12 protein-coding genes and 1 riboswitch are annotated in these 13755 nt (G+C 66.8%); of the genes, 10 read left to right on the forward strand and 2 right to left on the reverse strand.

Annotated elements, in window-relative coordinates; translation table 11 throughout:
• Nucleotides 1–47 precede the first annotated feature (47 nt).
• From prpD to CA982_RS06105, 4 genes are read left to right on the forward strand one after another with little or no spacing between them, the layout of a single operon-like run.
• Entirely contained in the window at nucleotides 48–1553 is a 1506-nt protein-coding gene (prpD, locus tag CA982_RS06090) for a 2-methylcitrate dehydratase PrpD (RefSeq protein ID WP_086534439.1), read from the forward strand.
• The gene (prpB, locus tag CA982_RS06095; RefSeq protein ID WP_086534440.1) at nucleotides 1550–2494 is read left to right on the forward strand and encodes a methylisocitrate lyase; all 945 of its coding nucleotides are present in this window, start codon (nucleotides 1550–1552) and stop codon (nucleotides 2492–2494) included. Before prpD ends, prpB begins: the two co-directional genes overlap by 4 nt.
• Complete coding sequence (locus tag CA982_RS06100) at nucleotides 2491–3642, forward strand: bifunctional 2-methylcitrate synthase/citrate synthase (RefSeq protein WP_086534441.1); 1152 nt, start codon at nucleotides 2491–2493, stop codon at nucleotides 3640–3642. Before prpB ends, CA982_RS06100 begins: the two co-directional genes overlap by 4 nt.
• Before the next feature lie 33 nt (nucleotides 3643–3675).
• Nucleotides 3676–7065, forward strand: coding sequence for a pyruvate carboxylase (locus CA982_RS06105; RefSeq protein WP_086534442.1), 3390 nt, complete (start codon nucleotides 3676–3678; stop codon nucleotides 7063–7065).
• A gap of 98 nt (nucleotides 7066–7163) precedes the next feature.
• On the opposite strand, the gene metE is transcribed toward CA982_RS06105, so the two are convergent.
• Together metE and CA982_RS06115 are read right to left on the reverse strand one after the other, a co-directional pair.
• Nucleotides 7164–9467, reverse strand: coding sequence for a 5-methyltetrahydropteroyltriglutamate--homocysteine S-methyltransferase (metE, locus tag CA982_RS06110; protein ID WP_086534443.1), 2304 nt, complete (start codon nucleotides 9465–9467; stop codon nucleotides 7164–7166).
• Between the two features lie 144 nt (nucleotides 9468–9611).
• Nucleotides 9612–9814, reverse strand: a riboswitch (cobalamin riboswitch).
• A 92-nt stretch (nucleotides 9815–9906) separates the two neighbouring features.
• On the reverse strand, nucleotides 9907–10251 hold the full coding sequence (locus CA982_RS06115; RefSeq protein WP_086534444.1) for an iron chaperone: 345 nt from the start codon (nucleotides 10249–10251) through the stop codon (nucleotides 9907–9909).
• A 249-nt stretch (nucleotides 10252–10500) separates the two neighbouring features.
• Here CA982_RS06115 and infA point away from each other — a divergent pair, with 249 nt between their 5' ends.
• The 6 genes from infA (at nucleotide 10501) to CA982_RS06145 (ending at nucleotide 13730) form a co-directional block, all read left to right on the forward strand.
• Nucleotides 10501–10722 (forward strand): translation initiation factor IF-1, encoded by a 222-nt coding sequence (infA, locus tag CA982_RS06120; RefSeq protein ID WP_004023539.1) that lies wholly within the window; start codon nucleotides 10501–10503, stop codon nucleotides 10720–10722.
• A gap of 143 nt (nucleotides 10723–10865) precedes the next feature.
• Nucleotides 10866–10979, forward strand: a complete 114-nt coding sequence (rpmJ, locus tag CA982_RS06125) for a 50S ribosomal protein L36 (RefSeq protein ID WP_005207978.1) — start codon at nucleotides 10866–10868, stop codon at nucleotides 10977–10979.
• A 210-nt stretch (nucleotides 10980–11189) separates the two neighbouring features.
• The gene (rpsM, locus tag CA982_RS06130; protein ID WP_004023537.1) at nucleotides 11190–11558 is read left to right on the forward strand and encodes a 30S ribosomal protein S13; all 369 of its coding nucleotides are present in this window, start codon (nucleotides 11190–11192) and stop codon (nucleotides 11556–11558) included.
• Nucleotides 11558–11965, forward strand: a complete 408-nt coding sequence (gene rpsK / locus CA982_RS06135; protein ID WP_004023536.1) for a 30S ribosomal protein S11 — start codon at nucleotides 11558–11560, stop codon at nucleotides 11963–11965. The genes rpsM and rpsK overlap by 1 nt, the downstream gene beginning before the upstream one ends.
• A gap of 24 nt (nucleotides 11966–11989) precedes the next feature.
• Nucleotides 11990–12595: a 30S ribosomal protein S4 gene (gene rpsD, locus CA982_RS06140; RefSeq protein WP_086534445.1), complete on the forward strand. Its 606-nt coding sequence runs from the start codon at nucleotides 11990–11992 to the stop codon at nucleotides 12593–12595.
• 82 nt (nucleotides 12596–12677) lie between these two features.
• The gene (locus CA982_RS06145) at nucleotides 12678–13730 is read left to right on the forward strand and encodes a DNA-directed RNA polymerase subunit alpha (RefSeq protein ID WP_086534446.1); all 1053 of its coding nucleotides are present in this window, start codon (nucleotides 12678–12680) and stop codon (nucleotides 13728–13730) included.
• The last annotated feature ends 25 nt before the right edge of the window (nucleotides 13731–13755 follow it).

The raw sequence follows: 13755 nt of genomic DNA on the forward strand, positions 1-13755 counted from the left end.
TTTGCCAGGTCTTTTCGCGGTTGCCTCGCGATGCGTACGGTGCGGACATGATCAATCATCACGTTCGTACCCATCGCAGTTCGGAGGATTTCCCGCAGTCCGAGCATCTGGCGCAGAAGATCGCCGATGTCGCGGTCGACCCGGTCGAGGTGCCTGCGGACACCCGCGACATGATCATCAACCGCATCATCGACAACGCCGCGGTGAGTGCCGCCTCGGTCATCCGCCGGTCGGTCACCTCCGCCCGTCGGCAGGCGCAGGCTCATCCCAGCGCGCCGGGTGCGACGGTGTTCGGAATCGAGGGCAGCTTCTCGCCGGAGTGGGCCGCGTGGGCCAACGGAGTCGCGGTGCGCGAGCTCGACTTCCACGACACCTTCCTCGCCGCGGAGTACTCCCATCCCGGCGACAACATCCCGGCGCTGGTCGCGGTCGGTCAGCATGTCGGTGCCAGCGGTCACGACCTGATCCGTGGTCTCGCCACCGCCTACGAAGTCCAGGTCGACCTGGTACGTGGAATGTGTCTGCACGAGCACAAGATCGATCACGTCGCCCACCTGGGGCCGTCGGTGGCCGCGGGCCTGGGAACCATGCTGGACCTCGACGCCGAGACCATCTACCAGGCGATCGGGCAGGCGCTGCACCTGACCACGGCGACCCGCCAGTCGCGCAAGGGCCTGATCTCGAGCTGGAAGGCCTACGCGCCGGCACACGCGGGCAAGATCGCGGTCGAGGCCGTCGACCGGGCGATGCGCGGTGAGGGCGCCCCCGCCCCGATCTGGGAAGGCGAAGACGGCGTCATCGCCTGGTTGTTGAGCGGGCCCGATGCCGAGTACACGATCCCGCTGCCCGGGCCGGGGGAGCCCAAGCGGGCGATCCTCGACACGTACACCAAGGAGCATTCGGCCGAGTACCAGAGTCAGGCGCCGATCGACCTCGCACGTCGCATGCGGGAGAAGATCCGCGACTTCGGCGACATCGAGTCGATCGTGTTGCACACCAGCCATCACACTCACGTCGTCATCGGAACCGGATCCGGCGACCCGCAGAAGTTCGATCCGACCGCCAGTCGCGAGACGCTCGATCACTCGGTGATGTACATCTTCGCCGTCGCACTGCAGGACGGCACGTGGGATCACGAGAAGTCGTATGCCCCAGAGCGTGCCAACCGGCCCGACACCATCGAGCTGTGGAAGAAGATCTCCACCGTCGAGGACCCCGAATGGACCCGGCGCTATCACTCGAGTGACCCGAACGAGAAGGCCTTCGGTGCGAAGGCGGTCATCACCCTGCGCAACGGTGAGGTCATCACCGACGAACTCGCCGTCGCCGACGCCCACCCGCTCGGCGCGCGTCCGTTCGCTCGCGACCAGTACATCGGCAAGTTCCGGGCGATGGCCGAGGGTGTCGTCGACACCGCCGAGCAGGAGCGGTTCCTCGGCGACGTCGAGAAGCTCGAGACGATCACCGCCGGAGGCCTCTCCGTGTTGAACACACTCGTCGTCCCCGCGGTCCTGGACAAGGCGCCGCAGACCGGGAAGGGCATCTTCTCATGACATCGACCGCATCCACGTCCACGGTCTCGGGCCTGTTCTCGTCGAGCACCACCGCATCGGCGAAGCGGCAGGCCCTGCGGGCGGGTCTCGACTCCGGGACCCTCCAGCGTTGGCCGGGGGCATTCTCACCGCTCGTGGCGAAACTGATCGCAGACATCGGTTTCGAGGGTGTCTACGTGTCCGGTGCGGTGCTCTCGGCCGACCTGGGACTTCCCGACATCGGGCTCACCACTCTCAGCGAAGTCGCCGATCGGGGCGGATCCATCGCCCGCGCAACCGAACTGCCCACCCTCGTGGACGCCGACACCGGCTTCGGCGAACCGATGAGCGCCGCCCGCACCGTCGCAGCGCTGGAGGACGCCGGACTCTCGGGCTGCCACCTCGAAGACCAGGTCAACCCCAAACGCTGCGGCCACCTCGACGGCAAGGACGTCGTGTCGGTCGGCGACATGGTCAAGCGGCTGGGCGCGGCAGTCGCGGCCCGGCGCGACAGCGACTTCGTCATCTGTGCGCGCACCGATGCCCGCGCCATCGAGGGGCTCGACGCCGCCATCGACCGGGCGAAGGCCTATGTCGACGCCGGCGCCGACCTCATCTTCACCGAGGCCCTGCGTGACCTCGGCGAGTTCGAGCGGTTCCGGAACGCCGTCGATGTGCCGCTGCTGGCCAACATGACCGAATTCGGCAAGTCCGATCTGCTGACGGCGGAGCAATTGACGAGTGTCGGCTACAACGCCGTCATCTACCCGGTGACCACGTTGCGTCTCGCGATGGGTGCGGTCGACCGAGGACTGCGGGAGATCTCCTCGCAGGGAACGCAATCCGGGTTGCTCGACGACATGCAACACCGTAGCCGGCTCTACGAACTGCTGCGCTACGCGGACTACAACGAGTTCGACAGCGACCTGTTCGACTTCACCATCGAGGGAGCATCGCAATGACCACCACCGGAGCGGGCGCCGCGACTCCAGTCGAGACCCCCACCATCTACAAAGGACTCGCCGGTGTCGTCGTCGACACCACGGCCATCTCGAAGGTCGTCCCCGAGACCAACTCGCTGACCTATCGCGGCTACGCCGTGCAAGACCTTGCCGAACACTGCTCGTTCGAACAGGTCGCCTACCTGCTCTGGCACGGCGAGCTGCCCACCGACGGACAACTGGCGCTCTTCACGCAACGCGAGCGAGCGAGTCGCCGACTCGACCGGTCGACTCAGTCGGTCCTGCAACGCATTCCGGACAACTGTCACCCGATGGACGTGGTACGCACCGCGATCAGCTTCCTGGGCACCGAAGACCCTGACGAAGAACTCAGCACGCCGGAAGCCAATTACGACAAGTCGCTGCGGATGTTCGCGGTTCTGCCGACCATCGTCGCCGCCGACATGCGCCGACGCCGCGGGCAGGATCCCATCGCGCCGCATCACGGTCTCGGTTATGCCGAGAACTTCCTGCACATGTGCTTCGGCGAGGTCCCCGACCCCGTGATCGTCCGGGCCTTCGAGAAGTCGATGGTGCTGTACGCCGAACACAGTTTCAACGCATCGACTTTCGCGGCGCGAGTGGTCACCAGCACCCAGTCCGACATCTACAGTGCGGTCACCGCAGCGATCGGCGCGCTGAAAGGTTCGCTGCACGGCGGCGCCAACGAGGCCGTCATGTACGACATGATCGACATCGACCGGCCCGACCGCGCCGCGCAATGGCTGAACGCGAGACTCGACGCCGACGAGAAGATCATGGGATTCGGCCATCGCGTCTACAAGAACGGCGACTCGCGCGTACCCACCATGAAGAAGGCGCTGCTCGACGTCGCGAATCACCTCGGTGAGACCAGATGGTGCGAGATCTACACCGAACTCGAAGCGGTCATGGATGCACGCACCGGCATCAAGCCCAACCTCGATTTCCCTACGGGCCCTGCCTATTACCTGATGGGCTTCGACATCGCGTCGTTCACGCCCATCTTCGTGATGAGCCGGATCACCGGTTGGACCGCGCACATCATGGAGCAGGTCGCCTCCAATGCCCTGATCCGCCCGCTCAGCCAGTATTCGGGTCAGCCCCAGCGCTCGCTGACCTCGGCGTAGTCCCCACACCTCAGCCCGACGAGAGCGAGACACGTGTTCGAGAAAGTCCTGGTCGCCAACCGTGGCGAGATCGCTGTGCGCGCGTTCCGTGCAGCGTTCGAGCTCGGTGCCCGAACCGTTGCGGTCTTCCCGTACGAAGACCGCAACTCCGCGCACCGGGCCAAAGCAGACGAGTCCTATCAGATCGGGAACCCGGGACATCCGGTCCGCGCGTATCTGTCCGTCGACGAGGTCATCGCGGCCGCGGAACGCTGTGGCGCTGATGCGATCTACCCCGGATACGGGTTCTTGTCGGAGAACGAGGGCCTGGCCCGGGCGTGCGCTGATGCGGGGATCACCTTCGTCGGTCCGTCGGCCGACGTGCTGGAGCTGACGGGGAACAAGGCGACCGCCGTCGCGGCGGCGAAAGCGGCCGGGCTGCCGGTCCTGGCGTCGTCGGAGCCCTCGGCCGACGTGGACGAGTTGGTCCGGGCTGCCGGGGACATGGCCTTTCCCGTGTTCGTCAAGGCCGTGGCCGGCGGTGGTGGTCGCGGTATGCGCCGGGTGGCGAAGATCGCGGATCTGGCCGGCGCCATTGCCGCGGCCTCTCGCGAGGCCGACGCCGCATTCGGCGATCCGACGGTGTTCCTGGAGCAGGGTGTCGTCAACCCGCGCCACATCGAGGTGCAGATCCTCGCCGACAGCCAGGGCAACGTGGTCCATCTGTTCGAGCGCGACTGTTCGGTGCAGCGACGCCATCAGAAGGTGATCGAACTGGCGCCGGCGCCGAACCTCGCGCCCGAGTTGCGCGATCAGATCTGTTCGGACGCAGTCGCCTTCGCCCGTCACATCGGATACACCTGCGCCGGGACCGTGGAGTTCCTGCTCGATGAACACGGCAAGCACGTGTTCATCGAGATGAATCCGCGGATCCAGGTCGAACACACGGTGACCGAGGAGATCACCGACGTGGATCTGGTTGCCGCGCAGCTGCGTATCGCCTCGGGCGAATCGTTGGACGACCTGGGTCTGAGTCAGGACACACTACGGATTCGCGGAGCGGCGATGCAGTGCCGCATCACCACCGAGGACCCGGCTGCCGACTTCCGGCCCGACGTCGGGCGGATCACCGCCTACCGCAGCCCCGGCGGTGCCGGGGTTCGCCTGGACGGTGGCGCAGTGCTGGGCGCCGAGGTCAGTGGGCACTTCGACTCGATGCTCGTCAAACTGACATGTCGCGGACGCGATTTCGCGACCGCGGTGCGGCGTGCTCGGCGTGCGGTGGCCGAGTTCCGCATCCGCGGGGTGGCCACGAACATCCCGTTCCTGCAGGCCGTGCTCGACGACGCCGACTTCCGCGAGGGGCGGGTGACGACCTCGTTCATCGAGGATCGGCCCTGGCTCCTGACCTCGAGATCGTCGGCGGATCGCGGCACGAAGATCCTGTCCTACCTGGCCGATGTCACGGTGAACAAACCGCACGGGGAGCGTCCGACGACGGTGTACCCACGCGACAAGCTGCCCGCTCTCGACGGGGCGACGTTGGCGTCGCCGCCGGACGGGTCTCGGCAGCGGTTGCTGGGTCTGGGTCCTGACGGGTTCGCCGCGGAACTCCGCGATTCCACGCGGCTGGGTGTCACCGACACCACCTTCCGTGACGCCCATCAGTCACTGCTGGCGACCCGGGTGCGCACCGACGGTCTGCTGATGGTCGCCCCGTACGTGGCGGCGATGACCCCGCAGTTGCTGTCGCTGGAGTGCTGGGGTGGGGCCACCTACGACGTCGCGTTGCGTTTTCTCAAGGAAGACCCGTGGGACCGGCTGGCGCAGCTGCGCGAGGCGGTGCCCAACATCTGCCTGCAGATGCTCCTGCGCGGTGTGAACACCGTGGGCTACACCCCGTACCCGGCGAAGGTGACCACGGCGTTCGTCGCCGAGGCGACCGCCACCGGCATCGACATCTTCCGGATCTTCGACGCGCTCAACAACATCGAGGCGATGCGCCCGGCGATCGACGCGGTCCGCGAAACCGGGACCGCGGTCGCCGAGGTGGCCATGTCCTACACCGGCGACCTCGCGAACCCGGCGGAGGACCTGTACACGCTGGACTATTACCTTCGTCTGGCCGAACGGATCGTCGACGCAGGTGCGCATGTCCTGGCGATCAAGGACATGGCCGGTTTGCTGCGTGCTCCAGCCGCCACCACGCTGGTGTCGGCGCTGCGCCGTGAATTCGACCTACCGATTCACGTCCACACCCACGACACCCCGGGCGGCCAGCTCGCCACCTATCTCGCGGCGTGGCAGGCCGGGGCGTCCGCGGTCGATGGTGCCAGTGCCGCACTGGCCGGCACCACCAGCCAGCCGGCGTTGTCGGCGATCGTGGCCGCAGCCGCGCACTCCGACCGCGACACGGGCCTCGACTTGCAGGCGGTCTGCGATCTCGAACCGTACTGGGAGGCGCTCCGCAAGGTCTACGCCCCGTTCGAGTCGGGTCTCCCGGCGCCGACCGGGCGCGTGTACACCCACGAGATCCCTGGCGGACAGTTGTCGAATCTCCGTCAGCAGGCGATCGCGCTCGGACTCGGGAACCGGTTCGAGGCGGTCGAACAGGCCTATGCCGCCGCCGACCGCATGCTGGGCAGGCTCATCAAGGTGACGCCGTCGTCCAAGGTCGTCGGGGATCTGGCGTTGGCGCTGGTGGGCCGGGGCGTCACGGCCAAGGAGTTCGCCGCCGACCCGCGCGCCTACGACATCCCGGATTCGGTGATCGGATTCCTCCGGGGCGAATTGGGCGATCCGGCGGGCGGGTGGCCGGAACCGTTACGCACGATCGCGCTCGAAGGACGCGCGGACGCCCCGGCAACCGAGGAACTCGCACAGGAGGATTCGACGGCACTGGACACGCCCGGTGAGAAGCGGCAGCACACCCTCAACCGACTGCTGTTCGCCGGACCCACACGTGAGTTCGACGATCACCAGGAGACCTACGGCGACACCTCGCGGCTGTCGGCGAACCAGTTCTTCTACGGCTTGCGCTACGGCGAGGAACACCGCGTCGAACTCGAACCCGGTGTCGAGTTGCTGATCGGGCTCGAGGCGATCAGCGAGCCCGACGAGAACGGTATGCGGACCGTCATGTGCATCCTCAACGGGCAACTCCGGCCGGTGCAGGTACGCGACCGGTCCGTCGACGCCGAGGTCGCCGCGGCCGAGAAGGCCGACCGCGGCAATCCGTTCCACATCGGTGCGCCGTTCGCCGGGGTCGTGTCCCTGACCGTCGGGGTCGGCGACCAGGTCGCAGCCGGCGCCGCCATCGGCACCATCGAGGCGATGAAGATGGAGGCCACCGTCACCGCGCCCGTCGGTGGGAAGGTCTCGCGGCTGGCGATCGACTCGGTCACCCAGGTCGCCCCCGGCGACCTGCTGGTCGAGATGGTTTGACGCACATCATGTTCCCGACCAGGGCATAGATGGCCCCGGCCGTCGCACTCGCGTGGGAGTCGGCGGCCGGGGGGTCATCTGTGCAGCCGGTCGACCGCCTATCCGGTCAGCGGGATCGACTCGCGCAGGCGCGCCGCCGCGGCCACCATGTTGGTGAGCGAGTCGACCACCTCCGGTGTGCCGCGGGTCTTCAGCCCGCAGTCCGGATTCACCCACAGACGTGCCGCGCCGACGCTCGACAACGCCGCCGACAGGGCTGTGAAGATCTCGTCCTGGCCGGGCACGCGCGGTGAGTGGATGTCGTAGACGCCCGGGCCGACCGCGTTGCGGAAACCTGCTTCGTCGAGATCGCCGAGCACCTCCATGTGCGACCGCGCCGCCTCGATGGACGTGACGTCGGCGTCGAGGTCGGCGATCGCTCCGATGACCTCGCCGAATTCCGAGTAGCAGAGGTGCGTGTGGATCTGCGTGTCGTCGCGGACTCCGGACGTCGCGATGCGGAAGGCCCGCACGGCCCACGCCAGGTAGGCGGGTTTGTCCGCGTCGCGCGCCGGCAGCAACTCGCGCAAGGCCGGTTCGTCGACCTGGATGATCCCGACGCCGGCCTTCTCGAGGTCGACCGTCTCGTCGCGGATGGCGAGTGCGATCTGGTCGGCAGACATCGACAGAGGCTGGTCGTTCCGCACGAACGACCACGCCAGAATGGTCACCGGGCCGGTCAGCATCCCCTTGACCGGCTTGCTGGTCAGCGTCTGGGCGTAGGTGATCCAGTCGACGGTCATCGGCTTCGGCCGACTCACATCGCCGAACAGGATCGGCGGCCGCACACACCGCGAGCCGTAGGACTGGACCCAACCGTTCGCCGTCGCGAAGTAGCCCTCGAACTGCTCGGCGAAGTACTGCACCATGTCGTTGCGCTCGGGTTCCCCGTGTACGAGGACGTCGAGGCCGATCGACTCCTGCAGGGCCACGACATCCGCGATCTCGTTCTTCATCCGGTTCTCGTACTCGGCGCGATCGATCTCGCCCGAGCGGAGCGCGGCCCGCGCCAGCCGGATGGCCGAGGTCTGTGGGTAGGAACCGACCGTGGTGGTCGGCAGCGGGGGCAGTCCCAGGCGTTCCTGCTGCTTGACGAGGCGTTGCTCGGCCGGCCCGCGCGTCACGTCGGCATCGGTGACGGCGTCCAGCCGCGCGCGGACGTCGTCGTTGTGCAGGCGAGGATCCGTGGCACGGCTGGCCAACGCCGACGAACTCTCGGCGAACGCGGCAGCCTGCGCTGCGCGACCCTCGCGCAATGCCGACGACAACACCGCGACCTCGCGGAACTTCTCGGCGGCGAAGGCGAGCCAGCCGCGAAGGTTGGGGTCGAGGTCGTCTTCGGCGTCCAGGGAGTAGGGCACGTGCAGGGTCGAGCACGACGTCGACACGGCGACGACACGAGCTGAACCGAGGACGGTGGCCAGTGTCGCGGCGGCCCGGTCCAGGTCGGTTCGCCACACGTTCCTGCCGTCCACGACGCCGGCGATCAGCAGCTTGTCCGCCAGACCCGGGGTGCCGGCCACGGTCTCGACCGAGCCCTCGACGAGATCCACCGCGACGCCCTCGATCGGGGTTCGCGCGAGATGCGTCAACCGATCACCAGGATCTCCGAAGTAGGTCGCCACCACGATGGCCGGACGCCGCTCCTCGGAGCCCAGGGCGTTGTACACCGATTCAGCCCGCAGACCCAGGTCGGCAGCGGCGTCGGTGACCAGGACGGGTTCGTCCAACTGGACCCACGCGACGCCGGCGTCGGCCAATCGCGTCAGGAGATCTCGGTACAGCGGCACCAGCTCGTCGAGGCGCTCCAGCGGCGCACCCGCACCGTCGACTGCCTTCGACAGCGCCAGGAAGGTCACCGGGCCGACGACGACGGGGCGGGCCGGAAGACCCAGCTCGCTGGCCTCGGCGACCTCCGCCAGCACCTTCTCCGGATTCAGCCGGAAGGTCGTCGACGGGCCGATCTCGGGGACCAGGTAGTGGTAGTTGGTGTCGAACCACTTGGTCATCTCGAGCGGAGTGACCTCGGCGGTCCCACGCGCCGCAGCGAAGTAGCGGTCGAGCGGATCGTCGATCTCGGCGAACCTCGGCGGTAGGGCGTCGAGGAGGACCGAGGTGTCGAGTACCTGGTCGTAGTACGAGAACGTGTTGACCGGGACGGAGTCGTGGCCGGCCTCGGCCAGCTGGGCCCACTGCTCGCGACGCAGGCGCCGCGCGATCGTCTCGAGCTCGGCGCGGTCGAGACGACCGGCCCAATGGCTTTCGACGGCCCTCTTCAGTTCGCGTCGCGGACCGATGCGCGCGGTGCCGAGGACAGTGGTCGTGAACGGTGCCGCGGAGTCGCGGCGGACGGTGTCGGACATGGAAGTCGACTTCTCCTACTGACGGCGGATGGTTCACCGCCCAGCAGGGGAGATCGACCGAGCCACGCCGCGGCAGCACACAACGCGCGGAGTTCGCCGGTACGACCTGCGCCCAATCCTCGAGGCGGCGAGCCACCGGACGCGGCGCGTCCGGTACACCTGGCAGGTCTTCGGGCTCGCCGTCGCTCTCGATCGAGATTCCTACTGACCGTCGCTTCCCAAGCCGGAGCTCAGTGCTGTTGACGGTGGTCGTTACGGCATACCGCTGCGGGGACAGCTCCGGATTCGAACCGGATTCCCTCTTGTCGGCCGGCGCACCGCCGGCGACTCGACGCCGCGTCGAAGAAGAACGACCTTCGCCGCGACGAACCACATGCGACGTCGACCCTAGCCCAGAACCGGCGGGACGAAGCGCACCGGTGTTTCGACGAGCCGGAGGTCAGCCGTCGATCTGATCGCGCCGAAACGACATCATCGCGCGGATCGCGGCGTCGGATGGTGGGGTGGCGGGTTGAAATCGTACGGTGCCCTTGTCCACGTCGACACCGTCGAGGAACGGCCGCGCGGCGTCGACCGCCTCCGGGCTGAACGGGTAGAGACCGATGTGCTTCTTGGTACGCATCACCGAGAGGAGCGGGCTCCCGCGATATGTCAGGGCCGGCATCCCGTAGCCCTTGCCCTGAGCGGTGTCGGGGACCGCGTCGCGAGCCACGGCGTAGATCCGGCCGATCGCCTCGCGATCGGCCGGGTCGAGACCGTCGAGATAGTCGTCGACAGTGCCCATCCGGGGTGGCCTCTCGCCGTGGCGCCGAGCACGCATTTGGCCTGGCCTGCTCGTTCGCGTAACATGGATCGTCGGTGCGCATCGCGTGCCGGGCATCAGCGTGTCAGCACGTGGGTCCGGTCGGCGTACACCGGGTGCAGGTCCTCGCGGACCGGTGCCCACACCCTAACGGACAAACACTGATTCAACCCGGCCATTGCGCCGCGACATCGCCGAGATGTCGTGGTCGCGGCCAGGATCGCGGAGGACATGGCGAAGAAAGACGGGGCCATCGAGGTCGAGGGTCGAGTGATCGAACCCCTGCCCAATGCGATGTTTCGTATTGAGCTGGAGAACGGACACAAGGTTCTCGCCCACATCAGCGGCAAGATGCGGCAGCACTACATCCGCATCCTGCCCGAGGACCGGGTCGTCGTGGAACTCTCGCCCTACGACCTGGCTCGTGGGCGAATCGTGTACCGCTACAAGTAGGACTTTCCCGGCGTCGCCGGGGAGAGACTTCCCGGACATCCGCCGGGGACAGGCTTCTCGGACATCCGTCCGGGAGGAGACCGACACCCACGTGTACGGCCGTTTCGGCGTGCGCGCGGGCGAGCCGAGCAGGAGAGATTGACGTGAAGGTTCAGCCGAGCGTCAAGCCGATCTGCGAGAAGTGCAAGGTGATCCGTCGTAACGGTCGGGTCATGGTGATCTGCGAGAACCTGCGTCACAAGCAGCGTCAGGGCTGATCACGCGCACCCTCCGGGTCGCTTGAGTCAGAACAACTGAAGACCGACAACTGAATATCCAAGGACCTCCCAACACCAGCGGCGACAGACGCGTCACCGCCTACCTCCGGATCAGAGGCCGGAGCCCACGAGGCCGGACACACGGTTCGGCACCAGCTCGCGGGACGGACTGGGAGCAGACCTCTGAGAATCGAAAAGGAAATCCGCCACATGGCACGTGTTGCTGGTGTGGATCTCCCCCGCGAAAAGCGGCTGGAGATCGCACTGACCTACATCTATGGAGTTGGGCGCACCACCTCCAAGGAGATCCTCGAGGGAACGGGCCTGAGCCCGGACCTCCGAGCCAAGGATCTCACCGACGCAGACGTCTCGAAGCTGCGTGAGTACATCGAAGCCTCGGTGAAGGTCGAGGGTGACCTGCGTCGCGAGGTGCAGGCCGACATCCGTCGCAAGATCGAGATCGGCTGCTACCAGGGTCTGCGCCACCGTCGTGGCCTGCCTGTGCGCGGACAGCGCACCAAGACCAATGCCCGCACTCGCAAGGGCCCGAAGAAGACCATCGCCGGGAAGAAGAAGTAATGCCTCCGAAGTCACGTAGCGCAGGCCCCAAGAAGGGCACCCGCCGTCGCGATAAGAAGAACGTCCCGCACGGCCACGCGCACATCAAGTCGACGTTCAACAACACCATCGTGTCGATCAGCGACCCCAGCGGCAACATCATCAGCTGGGCATCGTCGGGCCACGTCGGTTTCAAGGGCTCGCGCAAGAGCACCCCGTTCGCGGCTCAGCTCGCGGCCGAGAACGCTGCGCGCAAGGCCCAGGAACACGGCGTCAAGAAGGTCGACGTGTTCGTCAAGGGACCGGGTTCGGGTCGTGAGACCGCCATCCGCTCCCTGCAGGCAGCCGGCCTCGAGGTCGGCACCATTTCCGATGTCACCCCGCAGCCGCACAACGGTTGCCGTCCGCCCAAGCGGCGTCGGGTCTAGCGGGAAAGGGAGGAACAGAGAAACATGGCTCGTTATACCGGCCCCGCAACCAAGAAGTCTCGTCGCCTTCGCGTCGACCTGATCGGTGGAGACGCTGCATTCGAGCGTCGCCCCTACCCGCCCGGCCAGCACGGCCGCTCGCGGATCAAGGAGAGCGAATACCTGCTCCAGCTGCAGGAGAAGCAGAAGGCGCGCTTCACCTACGGAGTGATGGAGAAGCAGTTCCGTCGCTACTTCGAAGAGGCGAATCGTCGCAACGGCAAGACCGGTGACGAACTGCTGAAGCTGCTCGAGACCCGTCTCGACAACGTCGTGTACCGCTCGGGCATCGCCCGGACCCGTCGCCAGGCCCGCCAGCTGGTCAGCCACGGCCACTTCACCGTCAACGGTGTGAAGGTCGACGTGCCCAGCTACCGCGTCAGCCAGTACGACATCATCGACGTCCGTCCGAAGTCGCTGCAGACCGTCCCGTTCCAGATCGCCAAGGAGCTCGTCGGCGATCGTCCGGTCCCGGGTTGGCTCCAGGTCGTGCCCTCGACCCTGCGCATCCTCGTGCACAGCGTGCCCGAGCGTGCCCAGATCGATGTCCCGCTGACCGAGCAGCTCATCGTCGAGTTCTACTCGAAGTAAGACACACCGCCCGACAGCAACAGCTGTTCGGTTCACCCTCGAGGCCGTCATATAGCGGTCGGCCAAAGGAGATATCCAAGAAATGCTCATCTCACAGCGACCCACCCTCACCGAGGAAGTCATCGCCGAGGATCGTTCGAAGTTCGTCATCGAGCCCCTCGAGCCGGGCTTCGGTTACACCCTCGGCAACTCGCTGCGCCGTACCCTGCTCAGCTCGATCCCGGGTGCTGCCATCACCAGCATCCGCATCGACGGTGTTCTCCACGAGTTCACCACCGTGGCCGGGGTCAAGGAAGACGTCACCGACATCATCCTGAACCTCAAGGGCCTCGTGGTCAGCTCGGACGAGGACGAGCCGGTCACCATGTACGTGCGCAAGCAGGGTCCGGGCACCGTCACCGGTGCCGACATCGTGCCCCCGGCCGGTGTCACCGTGCACAACCCCGATCTGCACATCGCCACCCTGAACGACAAGGGCAAGCTCGAGATCGAGCTGGTCGTCGAGCGGGGCCGCGGCTACGTCCCGGCCGTGCAGAACAAGGCGTCGGGTGCCGAGATCGGCCGCATCCCGGTCGACTCGATCTACTCGCCGGTGCTCAAGGTGACCTACAAGGTCGAGGCCACCCGTGTCGAGCAGCGCACCGACTTCGATCGTCTGGTGCTCGATGTGGAGACCAAGAACTCGATCAGTGCGCGTGACGCGCTGGCGTCGGCGGGCAAGACCCTGGTGGAGTTGTTCGGGCTCGCCCGGGAGCTCAACGTCGAGGCCGAGGGCATCGAGATCGGGCCGTCGCCGGCCGAGGCCGACCACATCGCGTCGTTCAGCCTGCCGATCGAGGATCTCGAGCTGACCGTCCGGTCCTACAACTGCCTCAAGCGCGAGGGTGTGCACACCGTCGGCGAGCTGGTTGCCCGGACCGAGTCGGATCTGCTCGACATCCGCAACTTCGGCCAGAAGTCGATCGACGAGGTCAAGGTCAAGCTGCACGCGCTCGGTCTGTCCCTCAAGGACAGCCCGGCCAGCTTCGATCCGTCGCAGGTCGCGGGTTACGACCCGGCCACCGGCACGTGGTCGGAAGACGCGTCCTTCGACGCCGATTCCGGTGAGGATTTCGCGGAGACCGAGCAGCTGTAGTCGCTCTACAGCGGCGGTAGCTGTC

Origin of the sequence: Gordonia lacunae, from assembly GCF_002149015.1 — a bacterium.
GTDB classification, from domain to species: Bacteria; Actinomycetota; Actinomycetes; order Mycobacteriales; family Mycobacteriaceae; genus Gordonia; species Gordonia lacunae.

Bases quoted from the DNA above. Each gene is read 5' to 3' on its own strand.
- prpB (WP_086534440.1), top strand. From the start codon at position 1,550: ATGACATCGACCGCATCCACGTCCACGGTCTCGGGCCTGTTCTCGTCG.
- rpsM (WP_004023537.1), top strand. From the start codon at position 11,190: ATGGCACGTGTTGCTGGTGTGGATCTCCCCCGCGAAAAGCGGCTGGAG.
- CA982_RS06145 (WP_086534446.1), top strand. From the start codon at position 12,678: ATGCTCATCTCACAGCGACCCACCCTCACCGAGGAAGTCATCGCCGAG.
- metE (WP_086534443.1), bottom strand. From the start codon at position 9,467: ATGTCCGACACCGTCCGCCGCGACTCCGCGGCACCGTTCACGACCACT.
- infA (WP_004023539.1), top strand. From the start codon at position 10,501: ATGGCGAAGAAAGACGGGGCCATCGAGGTCGAGGGTCGAGTGATCGAA.
- CA982_RS06100 (WP_086534441.1), top strand. From the start codon at position 2,491: ATGACCACCACCGGAGCGGGCGCCGCGACTCCAGTCGAGACCCCCACC.
- prpD (WP_086534439.1), top strand. From the start codon at position 48: ATGATCAATCATCACGTTCGTACCCATCGCAGTTCGGAGGATTTCCCG.
- CA982_RS06115 (WP_086534444.1), bottom strand. From the start codon at position 10,251: ATGGGCACTGTCGACGACTATCTCGACGGTCTCGACCCGGCCGATCGC.
- rpsK (WP_004023536.1), top strand. From the start codon at position 11,558: ATGCCTCCGAAGTCACGTAGCGCAGGCCCCAAGAAGGGCACCCGCCGT.
- rpsD (WP_086534445.1), top strand. From the start codon at position 11,990: ATGGCTCGTTATACCGGCCCCGCAACCAAGAAGTCTCGTCGCCTTCGC.